At 66.9% G+C, this 14,927-nt stretch carries 13 protein-coding genes; 8 read left to right on the top strand and 5 right to left on the bottom strand.

Features of this window, described 5'->3' with window-relative positions; translation table 11 throughout:
- Positions 1 to 148 precede the first annotated feature (148 nt).
- The 7 genes from AC3B6C_RS09090 (at position 149) to AC3B6C_RS09060 (ending at position 8,612) form a co-directional block, all read left to right on the top strand.
- Positions 149 to 1,225: an alkene reductase gene (locus AC3B6C_RS09090; RefSeq protein WP_488375759.1), complete on the top strand. Its 1,077-nt coding sequence runs from the start codon at positions 149 to 151 to the stop codon at positions 1,223 to 1,225.
- Between the two features lie 123 nt (positions 1,226 to 1,348).
- A complete protein-coding gene (locus tag AC3B6C_RS09085; protein WP_488375758.1) occupies positions 1,349 to 1,669 on the top strand; it encodes an EthD family reductase in 321 nt (106 codons plus the stop codon).
- 95 nt (positions 1,670 to 1,764) lie between these two features.
- Positions 1,765 to 2,643, top strand: a complete 879-nt coding sequence (locus AC3B6C_RS09080; RefSeq protein WP_055476831.1) for a TIGR03619 family F420-dependent LLM class oxidoreductase — start codon at positions 1,765 to 1,767, stop codon at positions 2,641 to 2,643.
- Between the two features lie 151 nt (positions 2,644 to 2,794).
- On the top strand, positions 2,795 to 4,369 hold the full coding sequence (locus tag AC3B6C_RS09075) for an ABC transporter substrate-binding protein (RefSeq protein WP_488375757.1): 1,575 nt from the start codon (positions 2,795 to 2,797) through the stop codon (positions 4,367 to 4,369).
- A 1-nt stretch (position 4,370) separates the two neighbouring features.
- A complete protein-coding gene (locus tag AC3B6C_RS09070) occupies positions 4,371 to 5,336 on the top strand; it encodes an ABC transporter permease (RefSeq protein WP_488375756.1) in 966 nt (321 codons plus the stop codon).
- Complete coding sequence (locus AC3B6C_RS09065) at positions 5,333 to 7,951, top strand: dipeptide ABC transporter ATP-binding protein (RefSeq protein ID WP_488375754.1); 2,619 nt, start codon at positions 5,333 to 5,335, stop codon at positions 7,949 to 7,951. Before AC3B6C_RS09070 ends, AC3B6C_RS09065 begins: the two co-directional genes overlap by 4 nt.
- 148 nt (positions 7,952 to 8,099) lie before the next feature.
- On the top strand, positions 8,100 to 8,612 hold the full coding sequence (locus AC3B6C_RS09060; protein WP_488375753.1) for a GtrA family protein: 513 nt from the start codon (positions 8,100 to 8,102) through the stop codon (positions 8,610 to 8,612).
- A 69-nt stretch (positions 8,613 to 8,681) separates the two neighbouring features.
- Here AC3B6C_RS09060 and AC3B6C_RS09055 read toward each other — a convergent pair whose 3' ends face one another.
- Positions 8,682 to 9,512: an aldo/keto reductase gene (locus AC3B6C_RS09055; RefSeq protein ID WP_010843212.1), complete on the bottom strand. Its 831-nt coding sequence runs from the start codon at positions 9,510 to 9,512 to the stop codon at positions 8,682 to 8,684.
- A gap of 61 nt (positions 9,513 to 9,573) precedes the next feature.
- Here AC3B6C_RS09055 and AC3B6C_RS09050 point away from each other — a divergent pair, with 61 nt between their 5' ends.
- On the top strand, positions 9,574 to 11,163 hold the full coding sequence (locus tag AC3B6C_RS09050; RefSeq protein ID WP_488375752.1) for a phytoene desaturase family protein: 1,590 nt from the start codon (positions 9,574 to 9,576) through the stop codon (positions 11,161 to 11,163).
- A 33-nt stretch (positions 11,164 to 11,196) separates the two neighbouring features.
- Here the strand turns inward: AC3B6C_RS09050 and AC3B6C_RS09045 are convergent, their stop codons facing one another.
- The 4 genes from AC3B6C_RS09045 to AC3B6C_RS09030 form a co-directional block, all read right to left on the bottom strand.
- The gene (locus AC3B6C_RS09045) at positions 11,197 to 12,003 is read right to left on the bottom strand and encodes an ABC transporter ATP-binding protein (RefSeq protein ID WP_488375750.1); all 807 of its coding nucleotides are present in this window, start codon (positions 12,001 to 12,003) and stop codon (positions 11,197 to 11,199) included.
- Positions 12,004 to 12,037: 34 nt separating this feature from the next.
- Positions 12,038 to 12,910: an ABC transporter ATP-binding protein gene (locus AC3B6C_RS09040; RefSeq protein ID WP_488375749.1), complete on the bottom strand. Its 873-nt coding sequence runs from the start codon at positions 12,908 to 12,910 to the stop codon at positions 12,038 to 12,040.
- A gap of 77 nt (positions 12,911 to 12,987) precedes the next feature.
- Positions 12,988 to 13,869, bottom strand: coding sequence for an ABC transporter permease (locus tag AC3B6C_RS09035; RefSeq protein WP_488375748.1), 882 nt, complete (start codon positions 13,867 to 13,869; stop codon positions 12,988 to 12,990).
- Between the two features lies 1 nt (position 13,870).
- Positions 13,871 to 14,926, bottom strand: a complete 1,056-nt coding sequence (locus AC3B6C_RS09030; protein WP_488375747.1) for an ABC transporter permease — start codon at positions 14,924 to 14,926, stop codon at positions 13,871 to 13,873.
- Position 14,927 lies beyond the last annotated feature (1 nt).

Genomic DNA, 14,927 nt, shown 5'->3' with positions numbered 1-14,927 from the left:
ATTGCCCTGCCTCAAGAGTGACCATTGACACACTGCCACCCGCCCGCAATACTAACGAACGCACGTACGTTTTACTAGGGCGGCCCCACCGTCCCGGACACGTGCCAATCGACAAGCCGCATCAGCGGCGGCGAGGAGAAACGTCATCGTGTTGTTCGACAGCTATCAACTGGGTTCGCTGGAACTGGCCAACAGGGTCGTCATGGCGCCCATGACCCGGGTCCGCGCGACCAAGGACGGCCTGCCCTCCCCCTCAGCAGCCGACTACTACGCGCAGCGCGCGTCGGCCGGGTTGATCGTCAGCGAGGGTCTGTCACCCTCCCTCCAGGGACAGTCCGAGCCCAACATCCCCGGCATGTACCGCGACGACCACGTCGAGGCGTGGAAGCCGATCACGGCGGCCGTACACGATGCCGGCGGACGGATCTTCGCCCAGCTGATGCACGGCGGGCGCATCGGGCACCCCGAGATCAATGGCATGCAGCCACTCGGCGCCTCGGCGATCGCGGCGAACGGCACGATCTTCAACTCCGGTGGACGCCTGGCGTTCGTGACCCCCAAGGAACTCTCACGCGAGGAGATCCGCGAGCAGGTCGAGGTTTTCGTTCGCGCGGCCGAGCGCGCCATCGACGCCGGCTTCGACGGCGTCGAACTCCACGGCGCCAACGGGTACCTCATCCAGCAGTTCCTCTCCGACAACAGCAACCAGCGCGACGACGAGTACGGCGGGTCGCCGGAGAATCGGGTCCGCTTCCTCCATGAGATCGCGGTCGCGGTGAGCGAACGGATCGGCGCCGACCGCGTGGGGGTGCGCATCTCTCCCGGCGGCAAGTTCCACGACATGAACGAAAGCGACCCGGCCGCACTGTATTCCGCGCTCGTTTCGGCACTGAACCCGCTGGGCCTGGCATACCTGCACACGCTCGAGACCGCGTCGCCGGACGTGGCGGAGCTAATCCGCGACAAGTGGACGGGACCGCTCATCGTCAACCCGGCCACCGTCGGGAGCTCGCAGTACGCGAACCTCTCGTCCGCGCAGGACTCGATCGAACGAGGTGCCGACCTGGTGAGCTTCGGCCGCTACTTCATCTCCAACCCCGACCTCGTTCGGCGACTCCGTGACGATCTGGAGCTCACCGCTCCGGACGAATCCACCTTCTACTCCGGTGGGGACCGCGGTTACGTGGACTACCCGGCGTGGTCGTCGGAACTCGCCTCGCGCTGACCGTTCGTCATAGTCAGCACCGATCGTCGGAGTCAGCACCGCCTTCGGGAGCCGGCGCACCGCTGTGATGCGGTGCGTCGGCTTCGCCGTACACCCGAACGCCACACACATCCAGGAAGTCAGATGTCAGTCAAAGTCATAGCCCTGATCACATCCCGCCCTGACATCAGCCGTGAGCAGTTCCTGCACAGCTGGCAGGTGGAACACCCCAAGTACGTGTGGGCCATGCCCGGGGTCGAGCGTTACATCCAGAACCCCGCCATCGAGCACCGCAAGAAGTGGCCTCACGACGGGATGGCAGAGCTCTACTTCCCCTCGGTCGCCGCTGTCGCGACCGCCTTCGCGTCACCCGAGGCCGACGCCTTGCGGGTACACGAGGAAGAGTTCATCGCCGACATCACCTGGTTCCTCGTCACCGAGAATGAGGTTCGACCCACGGCCTGATATCCGCCCAACCTGCGACGATGCCGAACAGCATGTTGCCTAACTAGAACGTGTTCTACTGTGATGGGAGTTCCACTGCCGTCCCGAGGAGCATGATGCGGTTCACCTTCGCCGAGGCCATGACCGACCCGTCGTACTACGCGCCGCTCGCGCAGGCCGCCGAGGCGGCCGGGTACGCCGGCTTCACCATTCCCGATTCGCTGGCGTATCCGGAGGAGTCGGACGCGAAGTACCCGTACACCCCGGACGGCAATCGCGAGTTCCTGGACGGGAAAGCGTTCATCGAGACGTTCATCCAGGCGGCGGCGCTCGGCGCGGTCACCTCGACCATCCGCTTCACCCCCTTCGTGGTGAAACTCCCGGTCCGCCCGCCGGCGCTGGTCGCCAAGCAGGCAAGCTCGGTGGCCTATCTGACGAACAACCGGTTCGCGATGGGTGTCGGCACGAGCCCCTGGCCCGAGGACTACGACTTCATGGGCGTGGACTTCAAGCGTCGCGGTAAGCGGATGGACGAGTGCATGGACATCATCCGCGGACTCACCACCGGCGAGTACTTCGAGTTCCACGGCGAGTTCTACGACATCCCGAAGATCAAGATGACCCCCGCACCCACCGAACCCATCCCGCTGCTGGTGGGCGGGCACGCCGACGCCGCGCTGCGTCGTGCGGTCATCCGCGGCGACGGGTGGATGCACGGCGGCGGCCCGCCCGAGGAACTCGAGACGCTGCTGGACCGGATCGAGGAGATCCGCAAGGCCGAGGGAAAGACGAACGATCCATTCGAGATTCACGTGATCTCGATGGACGCCTATACCGTCGATGGTTGTAAGCGCCTGGAAGACAAGGGGATCACCGACGTGATCGTCGGCTTCCGGTTGCCGTACGTCATGGGCGAGGACACCGAGCCGCTGCAGACCAAGATCGACCATCTGAACTGGTACGCGGAGAACGTGATCGCCAAGGTCAACGGCTGAGATAGGGGTCCGCCCACCGCCCCCGGAGCAACGCACCGGCCCGACGCGCCACCGCGTCCGCTGTTGCACCACCCCTCGCCCTGCGGCAGACTGCACGGACGGACAAGTGTGCAAACCCCGGTGAGTGAACACCTCGGGCGGGAGGACAGCGATGACCGATTCGGCCGACGGGTCGATGTCGTCGTCGCTGAGCAGGCGAGGATTCTTCCGCGTCGCCGGAGTCGCCGGAACCGCCTTCCTCGGCGCGTCGGCACTGGCGGCGTGCGGTGGTGGATCGTCGGACAACGCCAACACCATCAAGGCGGCCATCGCCGGGGAACCCGACCAGCTCGATCCGCAGAAGTCGAGCTCCTACTTCACCTTCGAGGTACTCGAGAACGTGTTCGACACGCTCGTCGAACCCGACGATCAGCTGCAGATGCGCCCAGCCCTGGCGGAGAGCTGGGAGATCAGCGCCGACGGCCGGCAATGGGATTTCACGCTGCGCAACGGGGTCACGTTCCACAACGGCGACCCGTTCACCGCGGCCGACGTCGAATACTCCTTCCGCCGGATCATCGACGAAGAGCTCTCCAACGCATACAAACTCGAGGCCATCGAGTCGATCACCGCACTCGACGAACGCCGGGTCAGATTCACCGTCAACGCACCGACGCCCAACCTCCTCACCAGCATCGGCGGGTTCAAGGGGTTGGCCATCGTCAACCGGCGCAACGTCGAATCGGGTGAGATAGCCACCAAACCCGTGGGGACAGGTCCGTTCTCCTTCGTCTCGCGGTCGCCCGGTGCGTCCATCGTGCTCGCGTCCAATCCCGATTACTGGGGTGGCGCGCCCGCCGTCGACGGAGTCCACTTCAGCTTCATCTCGCAGGGCACCACCGCGGTGTCGGCACTGAGATCCGGCGAGATCGACTGGACCGACGCCATTCCCGCACAGCAGCTGAGCATCCTGCGCCGCGACGACACACTCGACGTCGGCACCGTGGTCGCCAACGACTACTGGTACGTCACGATGAACTTCGACGCCACGCCGTTCGCGGACACCCGGGTGCGCCAAGCGGTTGCGTACGCCATCGACCGGAAGTCGATCGCCCAGGTCGTCGGATACGGCACCGCGACGCCCAACGAGCTGGCGATCCCGTCGACGAGTCCCTGGTTCGCCCCCTACGACCGCTACACCGCAGGACTCGACCGCGACGCGGCTGTCGCGAGATCCAAGGAACTGCTCAGGCAGGCCGGCATCCGTGGGCTCGACATGCGACTGATGGTGACCACCGAGTACCCCGAGACGGTGACGGCGGCGCAGGTGATCGCGTCGAACCTCGGTGACGTAGGGATCGACGTGGCGATCGAACAACTGGACTTCGGGGCGTGGCTCGACCGCCAGGCGGCCGGCGACTTCGACGCCTTGCTGCTCGGCTGGCTCGGCAACATCGACCCGGAGGACTTCTATTACGCCCAGCACCATTCCGAGGGCACCTCGAACGCGCAGAAGTACTCGAACCCCAGGGTCGACGCGCTCTTGGACAGCGGCCGCACCGAACTCGACATCGAGGCCCGCAAGAGGATCTATGCCGACGCCGCGAGCATCATCGCCGACGACGTGAGCTACCTGTACCTCTACAACCCCTCGTCGACGCAGGCCTTCGTGAAACAGCTCCAGGGATACGTCGTCCGCTCCGACAAGGCCATCCGGTTCCGCGACGCCCGGCTGGAGAGGAGCTGAGATGACCGCACTGCACTCGCCGCTGCTGCGCTTCATCCTCGTGCGGTTGCTCTACACGGTCGCCGTGCTGCTCGGCGTGATCGTCGCGGTGTTCTTCCTGATGCAGATCGTCCCGGGCGATCCCGTGCGGATCGCGCTGGGCACCCGCTACACGCCGGAATCCTATGAGGCCCTTCGCAGCGCCTCGGGTCTGGACCAACCGCTCGCGACCCAGCTCGTCGACTACGTCGGAAGCGCCTTCACCGGCGACCTGGGAGTCAGTTTCCGCAACAGCGAGCCGGTGACCACCATGTTGTTCGACCGGCTGCCGGCAACCATCACGCTGGCGTCCGCCGCCATCGCCGTCGCGCTGCTCATCGCACTGCCACTCGGTTTCGTGGCCGCGTTGCGCGAGGGACGGCTCGCCGACAACGTGATTCGGGTCGTGAGCCAGTTCGGCATCTCCGTCCCGGACTTCTGGATGGGCATCCTGCTGATCGGCCTCTTCTCCACCGCGCTCGGCTGGTTGCCGTCGGCCGGATACCAACCCTTCGCCCATGACCCGCTCGGCTGGCTGGAACACCTGGTGCTGCCGGCGATCACGGTCGGGGTGGTCACCGGGGCGATCATGACCCGGTACGTGCGGTCGTCGGTGCTCGACGTGGTGAACGCACCGTTCGTGACAACCGCGAAGTCGAAAGGGTTGAACACCAAGCGGGTTCTGCTCGATCACGTCGGCCGCAACGCGCTCGTGCCGGTGCTGACGATCTCCGGTATCCAGTTCGCGGGTCTACTCGGCGGTGTCATCGTCGTCGAGGTCGTGTTCGCCTGGCCCGGACTGGGTCTGCTGGTCTACGACTCGGTCGCCGCCCGCGACTACCCGGTGCTGCAGGGCGCGATCCTGCTCATCGCGGTGATCTTCCTGGTCGTCAACCTCGTCGTCGACATCCTCTATGCCGTCATCGATCCCAGGATTCGCCTGTCATGACCCTCACCGCACCCGACCCTCCCGAGCCCGGCGCCGGCACCACCGCCGAGCCGAGCGGTGGCGCGTCGACCGATTCGGCGTGGCGATTGCTGCTGCGCAACCGCACGTCGGTGATCGGGTTGATCATCATCGCGGTCGTCCTCGTGTGCGCGGTGTTCGGTCCGCTCATCGCGCCCTACGGCGCCAACGAGATCGACGTCCCGAACGCGCTGCAGGCACCCAGCTGGTCGCACCTCTTCGGCACCGACGACCTGGGTCGCGACGTCTTCTCGCGAGTGGTGCTCGCCGCATCCGTGAGCATGCGCGTCGCCGTCATCGCGGTGGCGATCTCGCTCACCGTGGGCGTGATCATGGGGATGGTCGCCGGATTCGCCGGCGGGGTGCTCGACACCGCGCTGATGCGGATCGTCGACGTGGTGTTCTCGTTCCCGGTGCTGCTGCTCGCGCTCGCGATCGTGGCGATCCTGGGGCCGGGGGTGACCTCGGCCATGATCGCGATCGGCGTCGTGTACATCCCGATCTTCGCGAGGGTGGCGCGTGCCGACACCCTGCGGGTCCGGCAGACCCAGTACGTCCAGGCGTCACGAACCATCGGCGTGCGGACGCCGGCCATCCTGACACGCCATGTGCTCCCGAACATCTCGGGTCCGGTGATCGTCCAGACGTCGATCTCCCTCGCGTTCGCGATCCTGTCGGAGGCGGCACTGTCGTTCCTCGGTCTGGGCGTGCAACCACCGGATCCGTCGTGGGGCCGGATGCTCTTCGACGCACAGGGGTTCATCACCACCGCCTGGTGGATGGGCGTCTTCCCCGGTCTCGCGATCCTGGTGACGGTCTTCGCGTTCAACCTCATCGGCGACGGCGTCCGCGATGTGCTCGACCCGCGCCAGCGCACGCTGCTGCGCAACCGGGGGTACGAGCGCAGGTCGCCCACGGCGACAACACCGTCGGCCGGGAAGCGCGTCGACTCCGACGGCTCGGTACTGCGGGTGGAGGACCTCGTCGTCGGAGTCGGTCCGCGAGAGATCGTGCACGGCATCAGCTTTTCCGTCGCACCGGGCGAGACGCTCGGGATCGTCGGGGAGAGCGGGTCGGGCAAGTCGCTCAGCGTGCTGTCGGCCACCGGACTGTTCGACGCGCCGAGCGCCTACGTCCGCGGATCGGCGGTCCTCGGAGACACCGAGATCGTCGGCGCCACGCCAGCGAAACTTCGGGCTCTGCACGGTTCGCGCGTCGGTTTCGTCTTCCAGGACCCGTCGTCGAGCCTCAATCCCCTGCTCACCGTCGAGCAGCAGCTGACCGAGGGGCCGCGTCGGCATCTCGGGCTCACACGGGGCGAGGCACGCGAACGCGCCCTGACGCTGCTGCGCGATGTGAACCTGCCCGACCCCGAAAGCCGGTTGCGCGCTTACCCCCATCAGTTGTCCGGCGGCCAGCGACAGCGCGTCATGATCGCGATCGCACTGGCCTGCGATCCCGAACTGCTCATCGCCGATGAGGCCACCACCGCACTCGACGTGACCACGCAGGCACAGATCATCGACCTCGTCGCGAAGCTGCAGCGCGAGCGCGGGATGGCGGTCGTGTGGATCAGTCACGATCTCGGCGTGATCGGGCGGATCGCCGACCGTGTGATGGTCCTGCGTTCGGGGCGGATCGTCGAGAGCAGCGACGTCACCACACTCTTCGACGACCCGCAGGACGACTACAGCCGCACGCTGCTGGACTCCCGCCCCCTGTTGAGCAAGGTGTCCGAGCGCCGCGGAGCCCCGGCCCTCGCCAAGCGCATCGACGACGACCCGCTGCTCCGTGTCACCGGGCTCGGCGTCGACTATGTGGTCCGCGGCCCCTCGGGACGCCACGTGGTACACGCCGTCGACGGAGTGGACCTGCAGGTCTCCCGGGGCCGCACGCTCGGCATCGTCGGCGAATCGGGTTCGGGCAAGTCGACGATCGCGGGAGTCATCACCGGACTCATCACCTCCGGCCAGGGCACGACGGTGCGGGGCAGCGTGACGGTCGCTGTCGACGGCCGCGACGTGGAGGCCGTCGGAGTCGGCGGCGGCGACGAAGCCCTGCTCCGACGCCGGGTCGCGATGGTCTTCCAGGACCCGGCCGCCTCACTCGATCCGCGGATGACGGTCGCCGCGTCGATCGCGGAGCCGCTCCGGACGCACGGCCTCGCCGACGGCCGGGACGGAACGCGGAGTCGTGCCGAGGAGTTGCTCGCCGACGTCAGCCTCGACGCGTCGTTCCTCGACCGCTATCCCCACGAGATGTCCGGCGGCCAGCGGCAGCGTGTGAGTATCGCCCGTGCGTTGGCCTCCGACCCCGAGGTGCTGATCCTCGACGAGTCGACGGCGTCGCTCGACGTGTCGGTGCAGGCCAGCGTGCTCGACCTGCTCGCCGAGCTCCAGCGTCAGAAGGGGCTGACCTACCTGTTCATCGCCCACGATCTCGCCGTCGTGGAGCAGATCAGCGACACCGTCGCGGTGATGCAGGACGGGAAGGTCGTCGAAACCGGACCGGCATCGGAGATCCTGCACGACCCGGCGACCGACTACACACGCAAGCTGCTCGCGGCCATCCCGCCGGAGGTCCCGCAACGGGCGTGACCCGTCGACCGTGCGTCCGATCCCGTCGACTGGGCGTCGTTTTTCGTCGACTGGGCGTCGGATTCCGTCGACTGTGCGTCTCGAGCTCGCGTCCGGCTCCCCTCGCGCCCGTCGGCGCTCCGCGAACGTCGTCGGCTAGGGTGTCAGCGTGTCTCGACCCGACCCTGGTGACCACGTCCGCGATGACGACGAACCGAGCCACGACGACTTCGCCACGCGGCATGCGCCGATGCCGATCGAGCTGCCCTTCGACGACGAAGAGGCGTCGACGAACGTCGGCCTGAAGACCCAGCTCGTGCGCTTCGTCATCACCGGCGCGTTCTCCGGGCTCCTGGACTTCGGGCTGACGATCCTCTTGCAGTACGGCCTGGACATGCCGTTCTGGCCGGCCAAGTCCGCGGGTTTCATCCTCGGCACCACCGTCGCGTACCTGCTGAACCGTCGATGGACGTTCAGGGCCGAACCGAGCATGGCGAGGTTCGTGTCGGTCATCGCGCTCTATCTGGTGACCTACTTCGTCAACGTCGGCATCTACACCGCCCTGTCGCATGCGTGGCAGGAGACGCTGCTCTACAGCTTCGCGGCCTACGTCATCGCACAGGGCACCGCGACGGTCATCAACTTCGTCGTCCAGCGGATGGTCATCTTCAAGATTCGCTGACCCGGGAGCGCCCAGTCGACGGAAAACGACGCACGGTCGACGTGGAACGACGCCCGGTCGACGAGCGGGTCAGAACTCCTCGTCGACGTCGGAGTCGCGCGCGGCATGCTCGCCGCGATCGAGGGTGGCGAGTTCGGCCAGGTCGGCGGGGTCGAGAGCGAAATCGAAGAGGTCGGCGTTCTCGACCTGCCGGCCGGTGTGCGAAGACTTCGGGACGACACTGATGCCGTTCTGCACCGACCATCGAAGCGCGATCTGGGTAGGCGACTTGCCGTACTTGCGGGCGATCCGGAGGATGACCGGATCGGCGAGCAGCCCTTCCTTGCGGCCGGTCGGATGCCAGGCCTGGGCGTGAATGCCCTTGTCGGCCATGAACTCCCGAAGCTCGGTTCGCGCCAGGGCGGGTGAGCACTGGATCTGGTTGAGGACCGGCCACCGCCCCGTCTCGTCGAAGAGCATCTGCAGGTGATGTTCCTTGAAGTTCGACACCCCCGGGGTGCGGACATAGCCCTCGTCGGCGAGCGTCAGCAGCGCCTTCCACGAGTCGACGGTGCGTCCGAGGCTCGGGCAGGGCCAGTGGATGAGGTAGACGTCGATGTGCGCGACACCCAGGCGCCGTGCGCTCTCCTTCGCGGCGTTGATCGCCTCGTCGAAGCCCTGATCGCCGCCCCCGAGCTTGGTCTGCACCACGATCTCCTCGCGGGGGACACCGGTGCCGTGCAGGCCCATCCCCACGCTCAGCTCGTTGCTGTACCTGGGCGCGGTGTCGACGAGCCGGTACCCGGACTTGATCGCCGACCCGACGGCAGTGACACCCGGGCGGCCGAGCATGTTGTAGGTGCCGAGCCCCACCAGGGGGATCGAGGTTCCGTTGCTGAGCTCGACCGAGGGGATGTCCACCGAATCAGGATATGTCGACAACCACGTCCTGCGTCGTCTGTCGATCTGGAACCCTGGTCGGATGGGCACCGAAGACTCGTCGTACGACGACATCGTGGTCGGCGCCGGTCACAACGGGCTGACGGCGGCGGCGTACCTCGCCCGGGCCGGACGCCGCGTGCTGGTCGTGGAGAAGGCCGACCACGTCGGCGGCGCCACCGTGTCCGCGACGCCGTTCGCCGGTCTTCCCGCGCGGTTGTCGCGGTATTCGTACCTGGTCTCGCTGATGCCGCGCGAGATCATCGCCGACCTCGACCTCGACATCTCGCTCATCCGCCGGCGCTACTCGTCGTACACCCCGCTGCCGTCCGACCCGGCGCGCGCGATCCTGGTCGACAACCTCGACGACGTCGCGACGGCCGCATCGTTCCGGCAGGTGACCGGCTCCGACATCGGCTTCACCGCATGGCAGTCGTTCTACCGCAGGCTCGGCGTGATCGCCGACCGCGTGTTCCCGACCATGATCCAGCCGCTGCGCACCGCCGCCGAGATGCACGACCTCGTCGTCGGCCCAGACGGGTTCGCCACCGACACCTCGACCGCCGAACTGTGGGAGGCGCTCACCACGCTGCCGCTCGGCACGCTCCTGCGCCAGTACTTCGACGACGACCTGGTCCGCGGGATCGCCGCCACCGACGGACTCATCGGCACCTTCGCCGACCTCGACGATCCGACCCTGCGGCAGAACATCTGCTTCCTGTACCACGTCATCGGCGGCGGATCCGGGGACTGGGACGTCCCGGTCGGCGGGATGGGCGCGGTGTCCGGCGCTCTCTATCAGGCCGCTACCTCGGCAGGCGCCGACATCGTGACGGGAGTCGAGATCACGGGCGTCGATCCCGGAGACGGCACCGTCGAGACGACCGGCGGCACCTTCCGCGGCTCGATGCTCTACGCGGCGTGCGCGCCACAGGTGTTCAACACCTTCCTCGACGGGACGCCGATCCCCTGCGAGCCCGAGGTGCGCGGATCGCAGCTCAAGATCAACCTCCTGCTCGACCGGTTACCACGACTCCGCGACGGGTCGGTCCCGCCGGCGGCGGCGTTCGCCGGGACCTTCCACATCAACCAGACCGCCTCGCAACTGCACGATGCGTGGCGGCAGGCCGATCGCGGTGAGGTGCCCGCTCTCCCACCGTGCGAGATCTACTGCCACACACTCACCGACCCGTCGATCCTCGGTCCGGAGCTCGCGGGCAAACACACGCTCACCCTGTTCGGCCTGCACATGCCGCCCGAGGTGTTCGACGAACCCGGAGCCGTCGAGCACGCCGTCGGCGCAACCTTCGCTTCTCTCAATTCTGTACTCGGCGAACCGATTCAATCTGTCATCGCCCACGATCTGAACGGCCGGCCGTGCATCGAGGCGAAGACGCCGCAGGACCTGGAGGAGGCCGTCGGACTACCCGGCGGGCACATCTTCCACCGGCCGTTGCAGTGGCCGTGGGCCGAGACCGCGTCGGAGGTCGGCCGCTGGGGCGTGGAGACACCCCATCCGCGAGTGCTGTTGTGCGGCGCGGGCGCTCGTCGCGGCGGCGGGGTCAGCGGCATCCCGGGACGCAATGCCGCGGCCGCGGTCCTGGGTGCGGACGCACTCGGATTGCCCCGGTAGGCGACCCCGGCACGAGCTGCTCTTCGATCGGGGTCAGACGGCGCCGTCGTGCTCGGCGACCAGCTGCCGAAGCCGCTCGCGTTCCAGCCGATCGGTGGCCCCGCCACGCAGGGTCGGTGCGGACTTGACGAGGAGTCGGCTGTACGGGTGATCGGGCCGACGGAGCACTTCGTCGGTGGCTCCGTCTTCCACGATCGAACCGCGATAGAGAACGAGGAGACGGTCGGTCACGCCGGCCACCGATCCGAGATCGTGAGAGATGAACAGCAGTGTGGTGCCGCTGTCACGCAGCGAGGCGAGAATCTCGATCACATTGACCCGATTCGCCGAATCGAGAGCGCTGACCGGCTCGTCGAGGATGATCAACCGCGGATCGGTGATGAGCGCACGTGCGACCGCGACCCGTTGTCGCTGGCCGCCGGAGATCTCGGCGGGAAACCGGCCGAGGACATCGGAGTCGAGCGAGACGCTCGCGAGTCTTGCCGCGACCTTGGCCTCGATCTCGTCGCGGCGGTATCGGCCACTGATCTCGAGGGGTTCGGCGAGCGACTGGGCTATCGTCCGCTCCGGATCGAGGCTGCGGAGCGGGTCCTGGAACACGTACTGCACGATGCCTTCTCGGCGGAACGCCCGCCAGCGCGCCCGGTCGAAGGACGTCACCTCGTCTCCGTCGATGTGTATCTCCCCGGCGTCGACGTCGACGAGGCCGAGGACAGCTCGGGCGATGGTGGACTTGCCCGAACCGGTCTCGCCGACCAGACCGAGAGCCTCGCCCGGGGCGATCGTGAAGCTGACGTCGCGGAGCACCTGCTGGCGACGATGTCCGCGACCGTAGCTCACCCCCAGGTCCCTGACGTCGAGAAGCGGTGTCCGGTCAGACGACATGTGCGGCCCCCGTCTGTGCGATCTCCGTCGTGTACTTGCCGATGCCGTAGCGTTCGTGCTCGTCGACGAGCATCCGGGTGTAGTCGTGGCTCGGGCGATGGAGGACATCAGACGTGCGACCACGGTCGACGACGAGGCCGTCACGGAAGACGATCACCTGGCCGGCGACCTGGGACACCACCGCCAGGTCGTGCGATACGACGATGAGCGAGAGGTTGTGTCGTTCCACGAGATCGGCGATGAGGTCGAGGACCTCGGCCTGAACGGTCACATCGAGGGCTGTCGTCGCTTCGTCGGCGATCAGGATGCGAGGCTCGAGCGAGACCGCGATGGCGAGGGCGACCCGTTGCAGCATCCCGCCCGAGAGCTCATGCGGGTACTGACGAGATACCCACTCGGGCTCCCGGATTCGCACCTCGTCGAGCAATTCGAGCGCTCGACGGCCGGCGGCTCTACGTCCGAGTCCACGTTTGACCCGCAGGACTTCCGCGATCTGCTTCCCGATCGAGATGGACGGGTTCAGATACGACCCCGGGTCCTGGAAGACGGCGGTGATCCCGGTGCCGCGCAGACGGTTCCAGTCCGTCACGCTGTGACCGGAGATGTCCTCACCGAACAGTTCGATCGTTCCTCCGGTGATCGACAGGCCGTTCGGCAACAGACCGAGTACCGCTCGTAGGCTGATGGACTTTCCACTGCCGGACTCGCCGACGATGCCGAGAGTCTCACCCCGTCGGAGTTCGAAATCGACTCCGCCCACGAGCACGGAGCCACTCACCTCGTCGGTGATGCGGAGCCCGTCCACACGCAGGATGGTCTCCGGAGTGGTGGAATCGTTTGTCTCGGAACTTGTCTCGGACATCCGGACCGAAGTCGCCTGGGCCGCGGTTGTCTGGGGCAAAGTTGTCTGGGGCAAGGTTGTCTGGGTCGACATCGCGGTCAGGCTCCCTGTGTCGTGGCGGATGGCGCCGTGGTCGCGTCCCGGCGACGCGGACGAGTGAGTAGCTGACGGCCGGAGACGCCTCGGACATCGCGGATGACGTCGGCCAGAACGTTGAACGCCCAGACGACGATGATGATGGGAATCGCCGGGATCAACGGGGCGTAGGGACGGAAGGTGAGGTACCCCAGGTCCGAAGCGAGCATTCCGCCCCAGGTCGGGGCGGGCGGCTGGACACCGATGCCGAGGAAGCTCAGCGCCGCGACGGTGATGAGTCCGATCCCGAGGGTGCTCGCGAACACGACCGCGACCGCCGGGAGAACCTTCTTGGCCACATGTTTCCGCACGATCCAGGACACGTCGGCGCCGGCGATACGGGCTGCTTCGACGTACTGAGAATGTGCCACCGCGAGCGTCGCGGCGCGGGCGACACGGTAGAAGGCGGGCGCGGTGAGCACACCGACGACGATCATCGCCTGCGTGACAGCGTTACCGAGCAATGCGGTCACCGCAACGGCGAAGACGAGGAACGGTAGTGCGACGAGGGTGTCGACGAGGCGGAGCGTCGACCATTCGAACGCCCGGCCCGAGTAGACCGACAACACGCCGGGCACGGCGCCGATCACGAGTCCGATCACCGCGACCTGGACAGCGCTGAGCAGACTCAACGGGGTTCCGGCCAGCAGTCGGCTGAGGGTGTCGCGACCGAGGTAGTCGGTTCCGAACCAATGCTGGGCCGAGGGACCGGCGAGAATGTCCGGCGAGCCCTCCAACGGGTCGTACGGCGCCAGTAGCGGGCCGAAGACGACGAGGAAGAAGGCGATGCCGATGACGATCAGGGCAACGCGGCCGCTGCGGACCGCCCAGATGTCGCGAATCATGTCAGAGACCTCTCGTCGACGCGGGCACCAGTCGGTTCAGGAGGATGTTGACGATCAGGTTGAACCCGACCACCAACACGATCGAGATGACCAGGACGCCTTGGACCGCGGGCACGTCGCCCCGTTGTGCCGCGTCGGCCGCGAACCTGCCGTACCCCGCGATACCGAAGATGGCCTCGGTGACGACCGCGCCACCGAGCAGCGCGGGGAACTTGAGTCCGAGGAGCGCCAGAGTCGGGCCGATACCGTTCCGGAGGGCGTGGACGAAGAAGATGCGTCGGGATCCGAGCCCACGAACCTGTGCGCCGATGATGTAGTTCTGGTCATAGGCGTCGACGAGGCCGACTCGTGTCTGGCGTGCGACCTCGGCCACGGTGTCGACGCTGAGGGCGATCGCGGGCAGGGTGGCGAACCAGAGCCAGGACCCGAAGCCCTCGGACATCGGCGTGTATCCGGCTGCGGGGAACCATCCGAGACCGACGGCGAAGATCGACACGAGAAGGATGCCCACGATGAACGGCGGCATGGTGGAGATCAGGGTGGAGAAGGCGGTGATCGACCGGTCGAGGAGCGAGGTCGGTCGAGAGGCCGCCAATCCGCCGAGCAGCAGCCCCACCACCACTCCGATGACAAGTGCCAAGCCCGCGATGGACAGGCTGATGAGCGCGCGGTCGAAGAGGATCTCCGACACCGGGAACCCGTTGTGCCAGCTGTTGCCGAGATCTCCGCGCAGGACCGAACCGAACCAGTCGAAGTACTGGATCAGGAAGGGACGGTCGAGTCCCCACTCGCGTTCGATCTGGGCGACGAGTTCGGGCGTGGCATTGTCACCCGCCTGGAGATAGGCCGGACTGAGGCCGCTGATCGCCTGCAGCGAGAACGTGATGAAGGTGGCGATGATGAAGACCGGAATGAAGATCCCGATCGAACGCAGGACAGTGGCCCCGATACGTCGTGCGGTCGCCGTTCGCGAACTCCGACGCCGTGGCCGGACACTGCTCGGAGTCGGGGCTACGGGTTCTCGGTTGCGAGGCTCGCTCACCTGTGCGATGACCATG

It is taken from the genome of Gordonia sp. 11cp (assembly GCF_057767225.1).
Note: the sequence above shows the minus strand (reverse complement) of the source record. Positions and strands in the feature narration are given on the sequence as shown.